Annotated in this window: 12 protein-coding genes and 1 tRNA gene; 3 read left to right on the top strand and 10 right to left on the bottom strand. The window is 62.2% G+C overall.

The window, feature by feature from the left end:
- Positions 1-47: 47 nt before the first annotated feature.
- From ACXAIC_RS19180 to ACXAIC_RS19140, 9 genes are all read right to left on the bottom strand, one after another.
- On the bottom strand, positions 48-386 hold the full coding sequence (locus ACXAIC_RS19180) for a RidA family protein (protein ID WP_475183928.1): 339 nt from the start codon (positions 384-386) through the stop codon (positions 48-50).
- A gap of 14 nt (positions 387-400) precedes the next feature.
- A complete protein-coding gene (locus ACXAIC_RS19175) occupies positions 401-1,903 on the bottom strand; it encodes an amidase (RefSeq protein WP_475183926.1) in 1,503 nt (500 codons plus the stop codon).
- A gap of 55 nt (positions 1,904-1,958) precedes the next feature.
- Entirely contained in the window at positions 1,959-2,777 is an 819-nt protein-coding gene (locus ACXAIC_RS19170; protein ID WP_475183924.1) for a sulfite exporter TauE/SafE family protein, read from the bottom strand.
- Positions 2,778-2,795: 18 nt separating this feature from the next.
- On the bottom strand, positions 2,796-4,193 hold the full coding sequence (locus tag ACXAIC_RS19165; RefSeq protein ID WP_475183922.1) for a M20 family metallopeptidase: 1,398 nt from the start codon (positions 4,191-4,193) through the stop codon (positions 2,796-2,798).
- 1 nt (position 4,194) lies between these two features.
- Positions 4,195-5,817, bottom strand: coding sequence for a gamma-glutamyltransferase (locus ACXAIC_RS19160; protein WP_475183920.1), 1,623 nt, complete (start codon positions 5,815-5,817; stop codon positions 4,195-4,197).
- Entirely contained in the window at positions 5,817-7,469 is a 1,653-nt protein-coding gene (locus tag ACXAIC_RS19155) for an ABC transporter ATP-binding protein (RefSeq protein WP_475183917.1), read from the bottom strand. The genes ACXAIC_RS19160 and ACXAIC_RS19155 overlap by 1 nt, the downstream gene beginning before the upstream one ends.
- Positions 7,469-8,377, bottom strand: coding sequence for an ABC transporter permease (locus ACXAIC_RS19150; RefSeq protein WP_475183915.1), 909 nt, complete (start codon positions 8,375-8,377; stop codon positions 7,469-7,471). Before ACXAIC_RS19150 ends, ACXAIC_RS19155 begins: the two co-directional genes overlap by 1 nt.
- Positions 8,378-8,396: 19 nt before the next feature.
- Complete coding sequence (locus ACXAIC_RS19145; RefSeq protein WP_475183913.1) at positions 8,397-9,314, bottom strand: ABC transporter permease; 918 nt, start codon at positions 9,312-9,314, stop codon at positions 8,397-8,399.
- Between the two features lie 70 nt (positions 9,315-9,384).
- The gene (locus ACXAIC_RS19140) at positions 9,385-10,896 is read right to left on the bottom strand and encodes an ABC transporter substrate-binding protein (protein ID WP_475183910.1); all 1,512 of its coding nucleotides are present in this window, start codon (positions 10,894-10,896) and stop codon (positions 9,385-9,387) included.
- 110 nt (positions 10,897-11,006) lie between these two features.
- Between ACXAIC_RS19140 and ACXAIC_RS19135 the strand changes: the two genes are divergently transcribed.
- Entirely contained in the window at positions 11,007-11,687 is a 681-nt protein-coding gene (locus tag ACXAIC_RS19135; protein ID WP_475183908.1) for a GntR family transcriptional regulator, read from the top strand.
- Positions 11,688-12,065: 378 nt separating this feature from the next.
- Here the strand turns inward: ACXAIC_RS19135 and ACXAIC_RS19130 are convergent.
- A tRNA-Arg gene (locus tag ACXAIC_RS19130) sits at positions 12,066-12,142 on the bottom strand.
- Between the two features lie 561 nt (positions 12,143-12,703).
- Between ACXAIC_RS19130 and ACXAIC_RS19125 the strand changes: the two genes are divergently transcribed.
- The gene (locus ACXAIC_RS19125; protein ID WP_475183906.1) at positions 12,704-13,498 is read left to right on the top strand and encodes a hypothetical protein; all 795 of its coding nucleotides are present in this window, start codon (positions 12,704-12,706) and stop codon (positions 13,496-13,498) included.
- An 88-nt stretch (positions 13,499-13,586) separates the two neighbouring features.
- Positions 13,587-14,996 (top strand): M48 family metalloprotease, encoded by a 1,410-nt coding sequence (locus ACXAIC_RS19120; RefSeq protein ID WP_475183904.1) that lies wholly within the window; start codon positions 13,587-13,589, stop codon positions 14,994-14,996.
- The last annotated feature ends 270 nt before the right edge of the window (positions 14,997-15,266 follow it).

The following is a 15,266-nucleotide window of genomic DNA, read 5'->3' as shown; positions in this document are numbered from 1 at the left end:
TTGTGATCGGAGGCGCAAGGGCCTGTCAGGCCCCAGCGCCGCTGCGGTCACTCTTTTGCCGCGATCACCGTGATTTCCACCTTGGCGTCGATCATCAACTGGCAGCCGATGGTGGTGCGCACCGGAAAGGGCTCCGGGAAAGTGCTGGCATAAACGCCGTTAAAGGCGGCGAAGTCGGACGGGTCGGTCAGGAAGCAGGTGCAGGAGACCACGTCGGAAAGGTCCATGTCCTGGGTTTTCAGGCTGGCCTTGATGTTGTCGATGCAGTTCTGGGTCTGGGCCTCGATCCCTTCAGGGATCTTGCCGTCGGCATCAAAGCCGAGTTCGCCGGAGAGATAGACCGTATTGCCAACGCGGCGGATCTTGGACAGTGGGATCTTTGACATGGGGGTGCCTTTCTTCAGTCAAAGGTGAAAAAGCCGTCCGCTTCCGAAATGGGAGCGGCTGCGGCGATGGAGGCAAGGTCAGGTCCCTTGGGGGCCAGACCGGGCAGACCTGAAATGATGGCTTCCAGTTCGGCTGCGATGGCCAGAACACCCAGATCATCGTGACGCTTGCCGACAATCTGAAGGCCGAAGGGCATGTTATTTGCGTCCGTGCCACAGGGGATGGTGATGGCTGGATGTCCGGCAATCGTGGAAGCATAGGCCATGGCCAGCCAGTGATAGTAACTTTGGGTCGGGGTGCCGTCGATCTCCTTGGGATACAGCTCCCGCCAGGACCTTGGCGAAATCGTCACCGCCGGTGAGATCAGGAAATCGCAGGTCTCGAAAAAGGCCTGCCAGTCCCGGTAGTAGCGGCCCTGGTCAATCAGGGCGGTGGCCACGTCTTCGGCGGAATAGCGGCGGCCTTCTTCAATGTTGTCCGTCACATTGGGGCCGACCAGCTCCGGCTGGGTATCGACGAACTCGGCGAGCTTGCCCAGAAACATCACGGCCCTCAGAACCGCAAAGATGCGGTCTGCGCCGTCGCATTTCGGACTGGCCTCCTCCAGCGTGCCGACAAAGGGCGTCAGGGCGGAGACAACGTTTCGGAAGTGGCTGCGCACAAGGCTTTCTGTTGGGGCAAAGCCGTAGTCCTCGGTAAAGGCGACCCTGGCTGAGGACAGCTGGCGCCCTGGCAGGCAGGCAAAGGCGCCAGCATCCCAGGGGGTCTTGCCATTGAGCACAAACGTATAGGGGTCGGTACGGTCCGGGCGGGCCAGAACAGACAGCATCAGGGCCGCATCGGCCACGGAGCGGGCCATCGGGCCGGAGGTGGACAAGGGAATGAGAGCCGCCGGGCGGGTGTCACCTGGCACGATGCCGGGGCTGGGCCGGAAGCCGACCACCCCGCAAAAGGCCGCCGGATTGCGAAGGCTGCCACCGGTGTCCGACCCGGTCGCCAGGGGGGCATAGCCGCAGGCAAGGGCTGCGGCGGAGCCACCGGACGACCCGGCGCAGGTTCTGGAAAGATCGTGGGGATTGGCGGTGACCCCATAGACCCGGTTGCGGGTGTTGCCGCCCGCGCTCCATTCCGGATTGTTGGTCTTGCCAAGCGGGAGGGCGCCTGCCACCCGCATGGCGGCAACAATCGCATCATCTTTGACTGCGATATTGTTCCGGAAGATTTCCGATCCGAAGGTGGTCGGCAGGCCGGTCACATCGATCATGTCCTTCACGGCGAAGGGCAGACCATGGAGCGGCCCCAGGTCTTTGCCCGCCATCACGGCTGCTTCCGCCTGTCTGGCCTCTTTCCGCAAGGCGTCGAAATCTCTGGCGACCAGCGCATTGACCGCATGGTCCAGCGTCTCGGCCCGCGCAATGCAAGCTTCTGTCAGGTCCACGGGAGACAAGTGTTTTCGGGCAATCAGCTGCCGCGCCTCAAGGGCGCCAAGATCTGCCGGATCGGAAACGTGAGCCATGGGGTTTAAGGTCCGCAGTTGCCGGCGGTTGCCGGGAAGGAGAAACGTACAGGTGTCACGCGATCAGGGCCTTGCGCAACATGTTTCCGGCCAGGAGCAGGATTGTCAGCGCAAAAACCAGCTTCAGCTGTTTCGCGGACAGCTTGTGGGCCAGCCTCACCCCGAGCGGCACCGTCAGCATGGTGGCAGCGACCACCAGAAGGACCACCGGCAGGTTGACATAACCGATGGTAAAGGGCGGTTTGCCCGCGATCTGCCAGCCGGTGGCCAGAAAGGTCAGGAAGCCGGGCACGGAGATCAGAAGACCAAAGCCCGGGGACGTGCCTACCGCCCGGTGCGGGGGCACCCCATAAGCGGTCAGAAGCGGCACGGTGAAGGAGCCGCCGCCGATCCCCATCAGGGCAGACAAAAAACCGATCACCATTCCATAGGTCCGGCCAAGCACCGGGGGCGGAAGCTCTGATGAAAGCCGCCAATGGGCGCGGCCAAGGGCCATATAGAGACCCATGGAAACGCCAATTATCCCGAACACCAGTTGCAGGTCCTGAGAGCGCAAGGAGGTGGCCGCCGCCACCCCGGCGACGGACCCGAGCGCGATGAACGGCCCCCAGCTGCGGATCAGGTCCACACTGACGGCGCCACGCCTGGCATGGGCCAGCACGGAGCGGAGCGAGGTGAAGATGATCGTGCCGGTGGAGGTGGCCACACAGATCTGCATCAGCTGATCCGGGTGAAAGCCAAGGGTGGTGAACATGTAGTGGAAGGCGGGCACCAGAATGATGCCGCCACCAACCCCGAGCAGGCCGGATATCAGGCCTGCCAGCGCACCGCACAGGATGACAATGCCGGCCAGCGGCAGGGTGTCCGCTATCATGTCCATCTTCTGACGCTGTCAGCTGGGCCGGCCGGGCAAGCCGGTTCCGTCCGCAATATCGGCAAACAGGCCGGTCATGCCGAGCAGGGCCTGCCGGGCCAGGGATTTGAGGATATGTTCGTCCGGAGCGTGCTGGCTGCAGCCCGCATAGCTGTGCGGGATCCAGATTGTCGGCAGGCTCAGTACATCGGCAAAACAGTCATTGGGCAGGGAGCCGCCCAGATTGGGCAGAAGATGCGGCCGGGCGCCGGTTGTCCTTTCAAGGGAAGCGGACACGAAGCCGACCCAGGGATGGTCCGGGTCCAGCCGGGTGGCCGGGAAAGATCCAAGGTCCGGCTGCAGAACCTGGACTGTTTCAAACCCGTTCTTGTCGAGATGGCGCCGCAACGCGGGGACGATGTCGTCGGGATCGGTACCGACCACAAAACGCAGCTGGCAGGTGGCCCGTGCCCAGCCGGAAATTGCGTTGACGGGGGCGTCCGGCACACCGGATTTCATGGCCAGTACCGCAAAGCTGTTCCAGCCAAACACCCGTTCGGCGGGGGTCAGATCCGCTTCGCCCCAATCCCCGTCCAGGGCAATCCCGGCTTCTACTGCCGGCAGGACGCTCAAGACCTCACGGATGCGCGGGGTCAGGCTGTCCGGGCGCCATTCGGGCACCTTGATCTGGCCGCGCGCATCGGTGATGCACGCGAGCGCATTGGAGAGAATGAGGGCGGGATCGGCCAGGAGGCCGCCGAAATTGCCGGAGTGATGGGCGCCTTCGCGCAGATCGACCAGAAGATCGAAGGTGGCTCCGCCCCGTGAGCCGGTGAAGATCGTCGGGCAGTCCGGCTTCAGCCGGGGGCCGTCGGAGGCGATCAGCACATCGGCTTTCAGCAGGTCTTTCTTGGTTTCACAAAACTGCTTCAGGCCGGGCGAGCCGTTTTCCTCGCCCATTTCCAGCAGGATCTTGGCATTGAAGCCAAGCTCGCCTTGTGCGGCAATCACGGCGGCCAGGGCGCGGATATTGATCAGGTGCTGGCTCTTGTTGTCTGCCGTGCCGCGCCCGTAAAGCCGGTCGCCTTCCTCGACAATCTCGAAAGGGGACAGGCCCTCGCGCCACTGCTCCGTCTGGGCGCGCACCACATCGCCGTGGCCATAGGTCAGTATGGTGGTGAAGGCCGGATCCTCGATGCGTTGCCCCACCAGAATGGGGGCGCCGGCGGGGGCTGGATTGTCGTAGAGGCGGCAGTCAAATCCGAGCTCGGTCAGCATCGGGATCATTGCCTCGTTGAGATAGGCCAGAAGATGAGGTTCGCCGCGCTCTTCCTGGCTTTCGCTCGGGTAGGCGACAAGATTCTGCAAGTCTGTCTTGAAGCTGCCGCCGTCGAAATAGCTGGCACTGATGTTCAGTGCCGTGTCTTTCAGTGTCATGTTAACCTCTTGAAGGGAGATCCGCTTCTTCGATGCCGTCGCCCCAGGGACTGAAGGTTTCGGTGGTGCCGGAATTCAGGCCATCTTCGCGCAGCACGCCCGCCGGGCACGCAAAGGCGTAAGGGAACGGCAGGCGCTTGACGGTTTCCGTCGGTCCATGGGCGGACAGCGCTTCGGTGACCGGGCCCTTCAGCCGGGCGTCCGCCACAATCTGAGCGCCGCCGGAGACATCGATCCGCGGAGCCTCGAACGCCTCCTGAAGGCTCATCCGGCCGTCGATCAGATAGGAGGCGATCTGGCCGACAGCGGCCATGATCTTGCGGCCGCCGGAGGCGCCGAGGGCAAAGCGGCGTCCGCCGGCCTCTCCGGTCACCGGGCAGATATTCATCAGGCAGGCCTTGTCCGGCCCCAGGGAATTCGGTTTGCCCGGTTCCGGGTCAAACCACATGATGCCGTTGTTCAGGAGCATGCCGGTGGATGGGGAGACCACCTTGGAGCCGAAAATCGACAGCAGGGTCTGGGTGACAGCCGCCATGTTGCCAGTCCGGTCGACAATCGAGAAATGGGTGGTGCAGCCAGGCGCGGCCGGATGCTCATGGTCGCCCATTGTGTCCAGGCGGTGCGCATAGGCCTTCTGGAAGGCTTTTGCATAGGCCACATAGGCGGCTGCGTCCGCTGTGCCTGTGGCCGCAATCCGGTCCTGCCAGCTGTCCGGGTCCGGCCAGGTGTCAGCGCTTTGCCAATGTGCCATGGCCTGGGCCAGGGTCGGACCGGCGGTGAGGCCCGGCATTGCCGAAATGTGCCCTGGCCCGTAAGGGATCTTCAGCGGCACTTGCCATTCGGCTTCATAGCCTGCCAGATCGCCAGAGGTCAGGAAGCCGCCTTTTTCTGTCACGTCCTTCACCAGAGCAGCGCCAATGTCGCCCCGGTAAAAGTCGGCCGCCCCCGCCTTGGCCAGCTGGTCAAGGGGCTGCGCGTGCCGGGACTGGTCCAGCCGGATGTTGGAGAGAGCAGTCCAGCCGGCGGATTTCGGCCAGGTGCCGTCTTCCAGAAAGAGGGCGGCTGCGTCCCGGTCGGCGGCAAGTTCACGGGCTGAGGAGCCGATGATCAGCGAGGCGTACCAGTCCACATGCAAGCCCTTGCGGGCGTGGGCGATGGCCGGCTGGAGCAGCTCTGCCCAGGGCATGGTGCCAAAGCGGGCATGCATGGCGGACATTCCTGCGACGGTGCCGGGAACGGCCACAGAGCTCGCACCGCGCACATTCCGGTCGTCCTGCACCGCCTGCCAGGGGAAGAGATCGGAGGCCTTGCCCTTTCCGGACAGCGGGTAATGCGCCACATCCAGGCTGGCGGAAGAGCGCATGCCAAAGCGCAGGGCGTGGGACTGCTGGTCCTCAGCGGTCCATAGCATCATGCCGCCGCCGCCCATGGGGCCGGACATCCACGGCTCCAGAACGCCAAGAGCAAAGCTGACGGCGACGGCCGCATCAAAGGCATTGCCACCTGCGGCCAGCACGTCTGCGCCGGTTTCAGCGGCAACGGCGTGCTGGGCGGCAACCACGCCGCCCTGGCAGCCTACCGCGCCGGGTTTGCGGGTGTTTTGCGAGCGGGAGAAAGACGACATCAGGCGATCCCTCCAGCCAGCGCAGGGGGCAGTTTGGAAATGTCCGGCACGTGCCAGTCCTTGCCCGGCTGGGCGTCGAGTAGTTTCTTCGTATAGGGATGTTTGGGGCTGCCGAAGACGTCCGTGACCGAGCCCTGCTCCACCACATCACCTTCCTGCATCACCAGCAGGTTGTTGCAGATTTCAGCGGCGACCCGCAGATCATGGGTGATGAACAGAACCGTGAGGCCCATTCTGTCGCGGATTTCGTTCAACAGATTGAGGACTTCTTTTTGAACCGATACGTCGAGGGCGGAGACCGCCTCGTCGGCGATCAGCACTTTCGGCTGCACCATCAGCGCGCGGGCAATGCAGATCCGCTGCCGCTGGCCGCCGGAGAACTGGGCCGGATAGCGGTTGAGCGCATCCGGGTCGAGCCGGACAATGCGCATCAGCTCCTTGGCGCGCTCCATCGCCTCAGCGCGGTTCTCTCCAAAATTGACCGGCCCTTCCACCAGTTGGTCCCCAATGGTCCGGCGGGGATTGAGCGAGCCGTAAGGGTCCTGAAAGACAATCTGGATGTCTTTGCGGAATGGGTGCAGGTCGGCCTTGGACAGGGAGGCAATGTTGTGGCCATTGACGACCACATCGCCCGCGTCCGGGTCTTCCAGACGGATCAGGCATTTGACAAGGGTCGACTTGCCCGAGCCGGATTCACCAACAATGCCGAGGGTTTCGCCCCGGCGCACGGCAAAGCTGATCTTTTTGCAGGCATGGACGGTGCGGCCGGGCCGGAACATGGTGCCCTTGACGTGATAGGTCTTGTCCAGATCCGTCACGGTCAGGATCGCATCGCTGTCGCCTGGTTCGGGCAAAGCTTCGGGGTGGCGGCGCGGCACCGCATCGATCAACAGGCGCGTATAGGGGTGCTTGGGCCGGTTCAGCACCTCTTCGGCCGGTCCCTGTTCCACGATTCGCCCGTGCTGCATGACAATCACCCGGTCGGCGATCTCTGCCACAACGTCGAAATCGTGGGTGACGAACATGATGCCGGCAGCGTGTTTTTCCCGCAGTTCCAAAAACAGCTTCAGGATCTGGGCCTGGGTGGACAGGTCCAGTGCGGTGGTGGGCTCGTCGGCAATCAGGAGGGCAGGGTCGAGGGCGAGCGCCATGGCAATGACGATCCGCTGGCGCTGGCCGCCGGACAGCTGATGCGGATAGGAGCCGTAAATGCGCGCTGGGTCGGGCAGGTGCACCTCTTCCAGAAGGGCAAGGGTGCGCTTGCGCCGCTCGGCAGCAGGCAGGCTGGTATGCTGCTGGAACATTTCCTCAATCTGGTTGCCCACCGTGTAACACGGGTTGAGCGCGCTCATGGGCTCCTGAAAGATCATGGCCATATTCTTACCGCGCAGCCTGGCATGGGCGGCGGGTGGCAGGCTCAAGACGTCCTGTCCTGCAAAATGGATCTCACCGGCGGAGGGGGAGAGCGCCTTTGGCAGCAGGCCCATGGTGGTAAACGAGGTGATCGACTTGCCGGAGCCGGATTCTCCGACAATGCAGACGATTTCCCGGGGATTGATGGTGAGCGACAGGTCTTCAACCGCAAAGGGACGGTCGCCGCCCTCCGGCAGCCGGACGCTGAGGTTCTTGATCGACAGGATGGGATCGGACATCAGTTGCGTCCCTCCGGAGCGGTGACATCGCGGATGCCGTCGCCGAACATGTTGATGGCCAGCACGAGCAGGAACAGGGCGACGCCTGGAATGGTGATCAGCCAGGGTTCGAACAGCAGCATTTCCTTGCCTTCAGAAATCATCAGGCCCCAGGACGGGGTGGGCGGCTGAACGCCGAGGCCCAGAAAGCTCAACGCGGCTTCCAGAATGATGGCATGGGCCATTTCCAGGGTCAGGATCACGATCAGGTGGTTCATGACATTGGGCAGAATATCTTTCACCAGAACCCGGGAGAGCGGGGCACCAAGCACTTCGGCCGCCGCCACATATTCCAGCGCGCGCACCTGCATTGTGGCCGAGCGCAGCACGACCGCAAAGCGGTCCCAGAGCAAAAGGCCAAGGACCGCGATCACCACATGGAGCGAGCCGCCGAACAGGGCAACAACGGCAAGAGCCACCAGCACCACGGGCATGGCCAGACGCACATTGATGAGAAAGGTGACGGCCAGATCCACCCGGCCGCCGAAATACCCGGCCAGAATGCCCAGAATAGAGCCGATGATGGCGGAGATGGTGGCGGCGAAGAAGCCGATCATCAGGGAAATCCGGGCGCCATAGACCATCCGGGCCCAATAGTCGCGGCCCAGGGCGTCCGTGCCCAGCGGGTGCTCCCAGGTGCCGCCGAGAAAGACCGGCGGTTTCATGCGTGCCAGGAGGTCCTGGTGATAGGGGCTGTAGGGGGTCAGAAGCGGCGCGCAGATGGCCACGAGCACCATGGCCAGAATAACGGCGAAGCCGAACAGAAGCCCCTTGTGGCTCTTGGCCCGCCGGACCATGGCCTGGCGGGGGGAGAGCGGTGCCTTGCGGGGCGGTGTGACCGGCTCCACGGCCGTTGTCTCAAGTGTCATGTGATTGATCCGGTCTTGGTCAGCCGATGCGCAGGCGCGGGTCCATCCAGGCGTTCAGCACGTCCGCAAGAAAGGTGAAGAAGATGTAGAACATGGAGAAGATCAGGATCAGCGCCTGCATGGTGGGCAGGTCATTGCGCGAGATCGATTCCCAGGCGAGATAGCCGGCGCCATGCAGAGCGAAAATGGCTTCCACCACAACCGAGCCGCCCAGCATGAAGCCCATCTGCACCGCCGCCAGGCTGACCACGGGAATGACCGCGTTGCGCAGTGCATGCTTGAACAGAATTTTCGATTGGCCAAGGCCCTTGGCCCGGGCGGTGCGGATATAGTCCGCGCTCAGAACCTCTAGCATCCCGGCCCGGGTCAGGCGCATGATGGCCGGAGTGGCGTAATAGCCCAGCACCACGGTCGGCAGAATGAAATTCTGCCAGTGATCGGACCCGGAGGCGGGCACCAGCCCCAGCTTGATGGAGAAGATCACGATCAGGATCAGCCCGAACCAGAAGGACGGGATAGCCTGGCCGACGACGGAAATGAACAGGGCGGCCCGGTCGATTAGGGAATTGGGCTTGATCGCGGCGGCCACGCCCATGGGAATGGCCAGAAGCAGGGCGAAGCTGATGGCGCAGACGCCAAGCGTCATGGTCACGTGCAACCTGTCGGCGATCAGGGTGGTCACCGGCAGGTCGAAATACCAGGACTGGCCAAGATCTCCGGACAGGGCGCCGCCAAGCCAGTCGAAATACTGCACGATCAGGGGGCGGTCGAAGCCGAAGCGCTCGTTGATCAGGGCAAGGTCCTCGGCGGTGGCGTTTTCTCCGCCAATGGCAACGGCCGGATCCCCGGCCATGAACAACAGGCTGAAACTGATTGCCGAGACAACCAGCGCGACAAGCACCGCAAGACCGAGGCGCTTGAGGATGAAGAAAGCCATACCGGCATCCCCGTGATGTCAGGAAAAAGAAAACGGGCCGGAAAAGCTTCCGGCCCGCAGGCTTTGGGGGTTACTTCCAGCTGAACTCGTAGAAACGGATGATCTCATCCGGCGTCGGCTGGAAGTCCATGGCCGGGTCCATGACATAGTTCACATTGTAGGTGAATAGCGGCACCCAATAGGCTTCCTCGACGATCTTGTTCAGAGCCTTGGCATAGAGGTCCTTGCGCTCGTCCTTGTCGATCGTGGAATCGGCCTTGTTGACCCAGTCGATGATTTCCGGGTCCTGGGTGTCGTCCAGAGGACCGCCGGTAAAGAATTCGCCGACAATGGCCGAGGCATCCGCCAGGGAGTAGGAGCCCCAGGTCTGGAAGGAAATCGGCACTTCGCCCTTGGTGCGTTTTTCCCGAAGGGCCGCATATTTGAGGTAGTGGAAATTGGTCTTGATGCCGACCGCATTCAAAAACCCGGTCATGGCTTCGGCGTAAGGCCGGTTGCGATAGGCATAGAAGTCGATTTCGAACCCGTCCGGATATCCAGCCTCGGCCAGCAGTTCCTTGGCCTTTTCCGGGTCGTAGTCATAGGTCGGCAGGTCCTGGGTGCAGGCAAACTGGACCGGTGAGCAGGCGCTGTCGATCACCTGGGAGGAGCCCTTGACCAGAGCGTCGACAATCGCCTGGCGGAAGATCGCGCGATAGATCGCCTGGCGGACCTTTTTCTTGGTCATCGGCCCGTTCGGGTCAACCCGGCCGGCCGCGTCCATGGACAGATACCCGATGCGCATGGCTGGCGCGTTGGCCACGGTGAACTTGCCCATGGCGTCCAGCTTCTCCGCCTGGTCAGCCGGAACGTTCCAGAGGAAATCTAGGTCACCATTGAAGAGTTCGGCAATCTGGGTATTGAAATCCGGAATGGTGCGGATGTCGACCTTGCCAACCTTCGCTTTGCCCTTGGGGCCGTCATGGTAGTTTTCGTTTGCTTCCAGCACAAAATGCTTGCCTGGCTCCAGCTCGGTCACCTTGAAGGGGCCGGTGCCGATGGGCTTCAGGCCCATGCCTTTGGGACCAACTTCCTTGTAATATTCATCCGGATACATGGGCACCGGACCAGCCAGGAATTCTTCGGCCGGAGGGAATGGCGCGTCCAGAATGATGCGCACGGTATAGTCATCGACCTTTTCGGCGTGATCCATCCAGCTGACATTCTTCTGGTTCTTCGCGCCATTGTCCGGATTGGCGACAAAGTTGACCGTGTAGACCACATCATCGGCGGTGAACGGCTCGCCATTGTGGAAGGTCACGCCTTCACGCAGCTTCAGTTCCAGGGTGACATCGTCAATCCAGGTCCACTCGGTGGCCAGGTTGCCCTTGTATTCGCCGGTTTCTGGATCGCGGTAGAGCAGGCCGTCCCAGACGGAGTGGGTCAGCAGCAGGCCTTCGCGCGCCGTATTGAAATAAGCATCGGCCGATTCCAGCTCTTTTGGGAAAGCCATATTGACGCTGTTGCTTGCCTTATCGGCAAGAGCTGTGCTGGACATGACAGTTGCCAGCAGCAAAGCGCCAAGCAGTTGCGGGGATTTCATTAGACCAATTCTCCTGTTCTCCTGCAGTCGGCAATTCTTTATTGTATGCTTCTTGAGACTATTTATATACAAAATAGAAAAATTGTATGCAATCCAGAGGCGCATAAAAAATGGTCAAGTCGTCAAAATCGGCAGCGAAAATAAGTGCAGACATAGAGCAACTGATTGCGGAGGGGGCATTTTCCGACGGAGACAAATTGAACGAGGTGGCGCTGGCCGAGCAGTTCAACGTGTCCAGAACGCCCTTGCGCGAGGCGTTTTTGATCCTGGAATCCATCGGCCTGATCGAGCTGATCCCCAACCGGGGCGCCTTTGTAAGGAGGCCCTCCATGGAGCGGCTGGTGGAAATGTTCGAAGTGATGGCGGAACTGGAAAGCTGGTGCGTGAAACTGGCGGCAACCCGGATCACGTCCGCGCAAAAGCTCTATCTGCGGCGGGCGGTTAAGGATTGCGAAACCGCCCTGCAGGAGAGCCGCACCGACCTTTATTACGAAGCCAACCGGCGCCTGCATGAAACGCTTTATGAGGCCTCGGGCAACACGGTTCTGGCGGAAGAGGCGGACCGGATGCACCGCCGTCTGCGGCCATTCCGCCGGAAACAGCTGGAGGCCACCGGCCGTTTGGCCCGGTCGATGCGCGAGCATCTGGACATTCTCGAAGCGATCGAGGGCAGCGATGCCGAAAAGGCCGCCAGCCTGATGCGCGATCACATCATCACCTTGTGCCAGACCTATGCGGATTTCATGGTGACCGGCTTGGAAGGGCCAGCGTCAGCTGTCGGCAAGTGGTGAAGCGGAGAATGTTCTGCATGTCTTGGGGCCGCGAAAGGGGCGGGGAGAAAGGTTTCTTTCAAAAGGCTCCCGGCCAGAGGAATCGCGCAGACCGGAGGCGTCTCAGATTTTATCCGCCAAACGGATCTGGTTTTCCGCCAGGCTGCAGCAGGACGCGCCGAGGCTTGGGAGCCAGGCTCTGATCATCGCAACGCCGGATCCGGCACAGGCCTACCGGAAGGTTTAACCCTGAAGACCTGACAAACTCAGACAAACGCATGGCTGGCCGTTAACGCTGCTTGATTTGATTGCACACGGAGTGTGTGACTTTGGCCAGATGGCGTGATGAAGCGTTGCCGCAACTGCGGGGCCTGGATTCAAATTGTATATGTTTGCAAGTGGTGACCCCGACAGGATTCGAACCTGTGACCCTCAGATTAGGAATCTGATGCTCTATCCTGCTGAGCTACGGGGCCGAAGGAGGTCGATTAGCATGATTTTTCAGACTTTGCGAGCCCCCGGATGCGGAGGAGGGGCAGGTTTCGACAAGGGTTGGGGGCAGGCCAGAAGGCAAGAACGACCGGTCAGCTGCCTTTGCGCAGGGGCTGGTCTTGGACTTGCCGCAATCGCTGCGTAGCTACGCGATTGGAGTGATCGGGGCTATAGTACTCCGCTCCCGCCGGTTGAGAGGTGGCCCCGGCGGTGCATCAGGGCTCGGCGGCCGTCCGGCGGCACCTTGGGCACGGGCAGGCCGGGAGAATCTAGCGCGGCCAGGGCAGGAACAGGCAACAAGATGTGAGGGTGCGCATTTGAGATGCGTGGGCAGGACAGAACCGGCGGGCCGAAATGGGTGGAGTTCACCTTTTTGGAGATATGCCGTCTCAGATCCCGGCGGATTTGCCCCAGTCGGAGCGGACACCGGTAGAGCAGGCACGGGCAGTGCAAATTCCGGTGCATCCGGGGCGTCCGGTCTTATCCGTAAGGCTGCGCGCTGCCCGGCCCGTGCCCGCCGGGGGCGGCTGGCGGGGGCTGTGTTGTTGAGCGCGGCCGCCGTGATGGCGCCCCCCCAGACCCGGGTCCGGGCTGAGCCATCCGGCGCAGGCTCATGTTTTCTAAGCTCTGGGCGTCCCGTCGCGGTGCAGCCGGGAACGGAGCCGGGGATTTTTAAGGACAAAACCGGCGGGCGCTATTTTGCCGCAGGCATTTGGCCTTTTGACGCAACCCTGCCGCAGGCTGGGGAGGGCGGCGCGTTTGAGGCCATTGCTTTGGACGAGGCGAATCGCTGGGGCGTGAGGCCAGCCTGGATCCTGCAGTCGGACGCAGAGGAGGGGCTGTCCCTTTATCAAGATGCTCTGTTGACGCAAGGCGTGGCGCTGTTCCAGCCAAGCGGTGCAACTTTTGCGTGTTCTGACCGGTTGCGCAGGGCGGAGGGCGAAGCGATCGGTGCAAAAGCAGGGCATTGGGGCCACCACTCCGGCTTCAAGGTCTATTCAACTGCTGCGCCCAAAGCGCTGGAAGGCAAGGCGGGGACTTATGTGGTTGCGCGTGGGCGCATTGTTTCGCTTGGAAAAACCGCCCGTACCCGCTATCTCAATTTTGGAAGGCACTGGAAAACCGATTTCACAGGGACGCTCAGCGTCTCTGCGGAAGACCGGTTCAATGCGGTCTTGTCCCGCTCCGGCCGGAGCCTGGAGGGTCTGAGCGGCGCTGTTGTCGAGATCCGGGGTATCCTAGAGGAAAGGGACGGCCCGTTGATCGCACTGAAAGATCCCGGACAACTGGTGGTACTAAAGGGCAGAAGGTCTGGACGTGGCGGCGAAGACAGCAAGTAAAGTCCGGCGCGCAGAGTGCGCGCGCCTGCCTGGTTCCCGGGCCCGGCGCTGGTTTAGCCGCTGGGGACAGTTTCTTTTTGCCTTGATCTTGTCAGGAGTTGCTGCCGCCTGCCAGCTGCTGGGCGACGGCCCGACCGCCAGCACCGTGTCGCCGGGCACGCTGCGTCCGGGGCTGACAAACGAGATCGGCGCACGCGAACACCCCCGCGTGGTGGCGACCTATGGCGGGGTCTACAAGGACCCGGGCGCGGAACGGGCAGTGGCCAGTGTGGTTGGCCGTCTGGTCGCCGCCTCCCAGGACCCGTCGCAGACCTATAAGATCACCATCCTCAATTCTCCGGCGATCAACGCCTTTGCGCTGCCCGGGGGCTATCTTTATGTGACCCGCGGGCTGCTGGCGCTTGCCAATGACACGTCGGAAGTGGCGGCGGTTCTGGCCCATGAAATGGCCCATGTGACCGCCAATCACGCGATCAAGCGCCAGCAGCGCGCCGAAGCGCGCCAACTCGCCAACAAGATCCTGACGGATGTGGTTCAGGATTCGGAAGAGGCGCGCAAGGCGCTGATTTCCTCGCAGCTGTCCTTTGCGCGCTTCAGCCAGGTGCAGGAACTGGAAGCCGATGCCATCGGGGTCAAGACCCTGGCCCGGGCCGGGTTCGACCCTTATGCGGCCTCACGGTTCCTGAAGACCATGGCCGCCTATGCGCGCTACCAGTCTGCGGACAAGTCAGCCTCCACGGCACCGGACTTCCTGTCCTCCCACCCGTCCACACCGGAGCGGCTGCAGATTGCGGTCCGAGCGGCCCGTCAGGTGGGGGCGCCGGGCATTGGCGAGCGCGACCGGGACAGCTATCTGACCCATATTGACGGTATGCTTTATGGCGATGACCCACTGGAAGGTTTCGTGCGCGGGCGGTCGTTCCTGCACAAAGCGCTCGGCATCGGCTTCACCGTGCCAAAGGGCTATATTCTGGAAAATTCCCCCGAAGCGGTTCTGGCCAGCAATGGTTCCGGCACGGCGATCCGGTTTGATGGCGCCGATGTCAGCGGCTATTCCGACCTTGCGGATTATATGAAGTCCGGCTGGATCAATGGCCTGTTGCCGGAAAGCGTGCGCCAGACGACCATTCACGGCCTGCCGGGGGTCACCGGGGCAGCCATCACTCAGGGCTGGTCCTTCCGCATCGCCGTTGTGCGGATCGGACGCACCGGCTACCGGTTTATTTTTGCCAGCCGTTCGCCGAGCCAGAGCTTTGACGACGACTTCCGGGCAACAGTGGACAGTTTCCGGCAATTGACGCCGACCGAGCGGGCAAGATTGGAATCCCTGCGTATCAAGGTCATCAAGACCAAGCCGGGCGACACGCCGCGTAAGCTGGCGGTGGGCATGAGCGGCATTGAGCCGTCCCGGCGGCTGCGGTTCTTCTCCATCCTGAACGATCTGGACGCGAACAAGACGATCCCGCCGGGCACGGCAGTCAAACTGGTGAAGGACTAGAGCATCGCACGATGCTTTTGCCTCCGGCTTCTTGTGGCGCGCCCCAGGTCGGGTCACCGGAGGCTGCGCTTGGAGGGACTTCGGACGTTGTCGCACGTCTGGCCCGATAGCCCGTATCGACCTGCGACGAGCTCCTGGCTGAAGACCCTCCAAGCGCGCTCAAATAGGTTATCAACAATCGCGCTTGGTTGTCTAATTCCGGCCTCACAGTCAAGTCCCAAGCCCTGTTGCCTCCTCACCAGGTCCACGGTTGTCTTCGAAGTCGCTGCC

The organism is Roseibium sp. AWQ4_254, assembly GCF_056161025.1.
Note: the sequence above shows the minus strand (reverse complement) of the source record. Positions and strands in the feature narration are given on the sequence as shown.

Excerpts from the sequence above, each read along its gene's own strand:
- ACXAIC_RS19180 (WP_475183928.1), bottom strand. The coding sequence starts at position 386 with ATGTCAAAGATCCCACTGTCCAAGATCCGCCGCGTTGGCAATACGGTC.
- ACXAIC_RS19175 (WP_475183926.1), bottom strand. The coding sequence starts at position 1,903 with ATGGCTCACGTTTCCGATCCGGCAGATCTTGGCGCCCTTGAGGCGCGG.
- ACXAIC_RS19170 (WP_475183924.1), bottom strand. The coding sequence starts at position 2,777 with ATGATAGCGGACACCCTGCCGCTGGCCGGCATTGTCATCCTGTGCGGT.
- ACXAIC_RS19165 (WP_475183922.1), bottom strand. The coding sequence starts at position 4,193 with ATGACACTGAAAGACACGGCACTGAACATCAGTGCCAGCTATTTCGAC.
- ACXAIC_RS19160 (WP_475183920.1), bottom strand. The coding sequence starts at position 5,817 with ATGTCGTCTTTCTCCCGCTCGCAAAACACCCGCAAACCCGGCGCGGTA.
- ACXAIC_RS19155 (WP_475183917.1), bottom strand. The coding sequence starts at position 7,469 with ATGTCCGATCCCATCCTGTCGATCAAGAACCTCAGCGTCCGGCTGCCG.
- ACXAIC_RS19150 (WP_475183915.1), bottom strand. The coding sequence starts at position 8,377 with ATGACACTTGAGACAACGGCCGTGGAGCCGGTCACACCGCCCCGCAAG.
- ACXAIC_RS19145 (WP_475183913.1), bottom strand. The coding sequence starts at position 9,314 with ATGGCTTTCTTCATCCTCAAGCGCCTCGGTCTTGCGGTGCTTGTCGCG.
- ACXAIC_RS19140 (WP_475183910.1), bottom strand. The coding sequence starts at position 10,896 with ATGAAATCCCCGCAACTGCTTGGCGCTTTGCTGCTGGCAACTGTCATG.
- ACXAIC_RS19135 (WP_475183908.1), top strand. The coding sequence starts at position 11,007 with ATGGTCAAGTCGTCAAAATCGGCAGCGAAAATAAGTGCAGACATAGAG.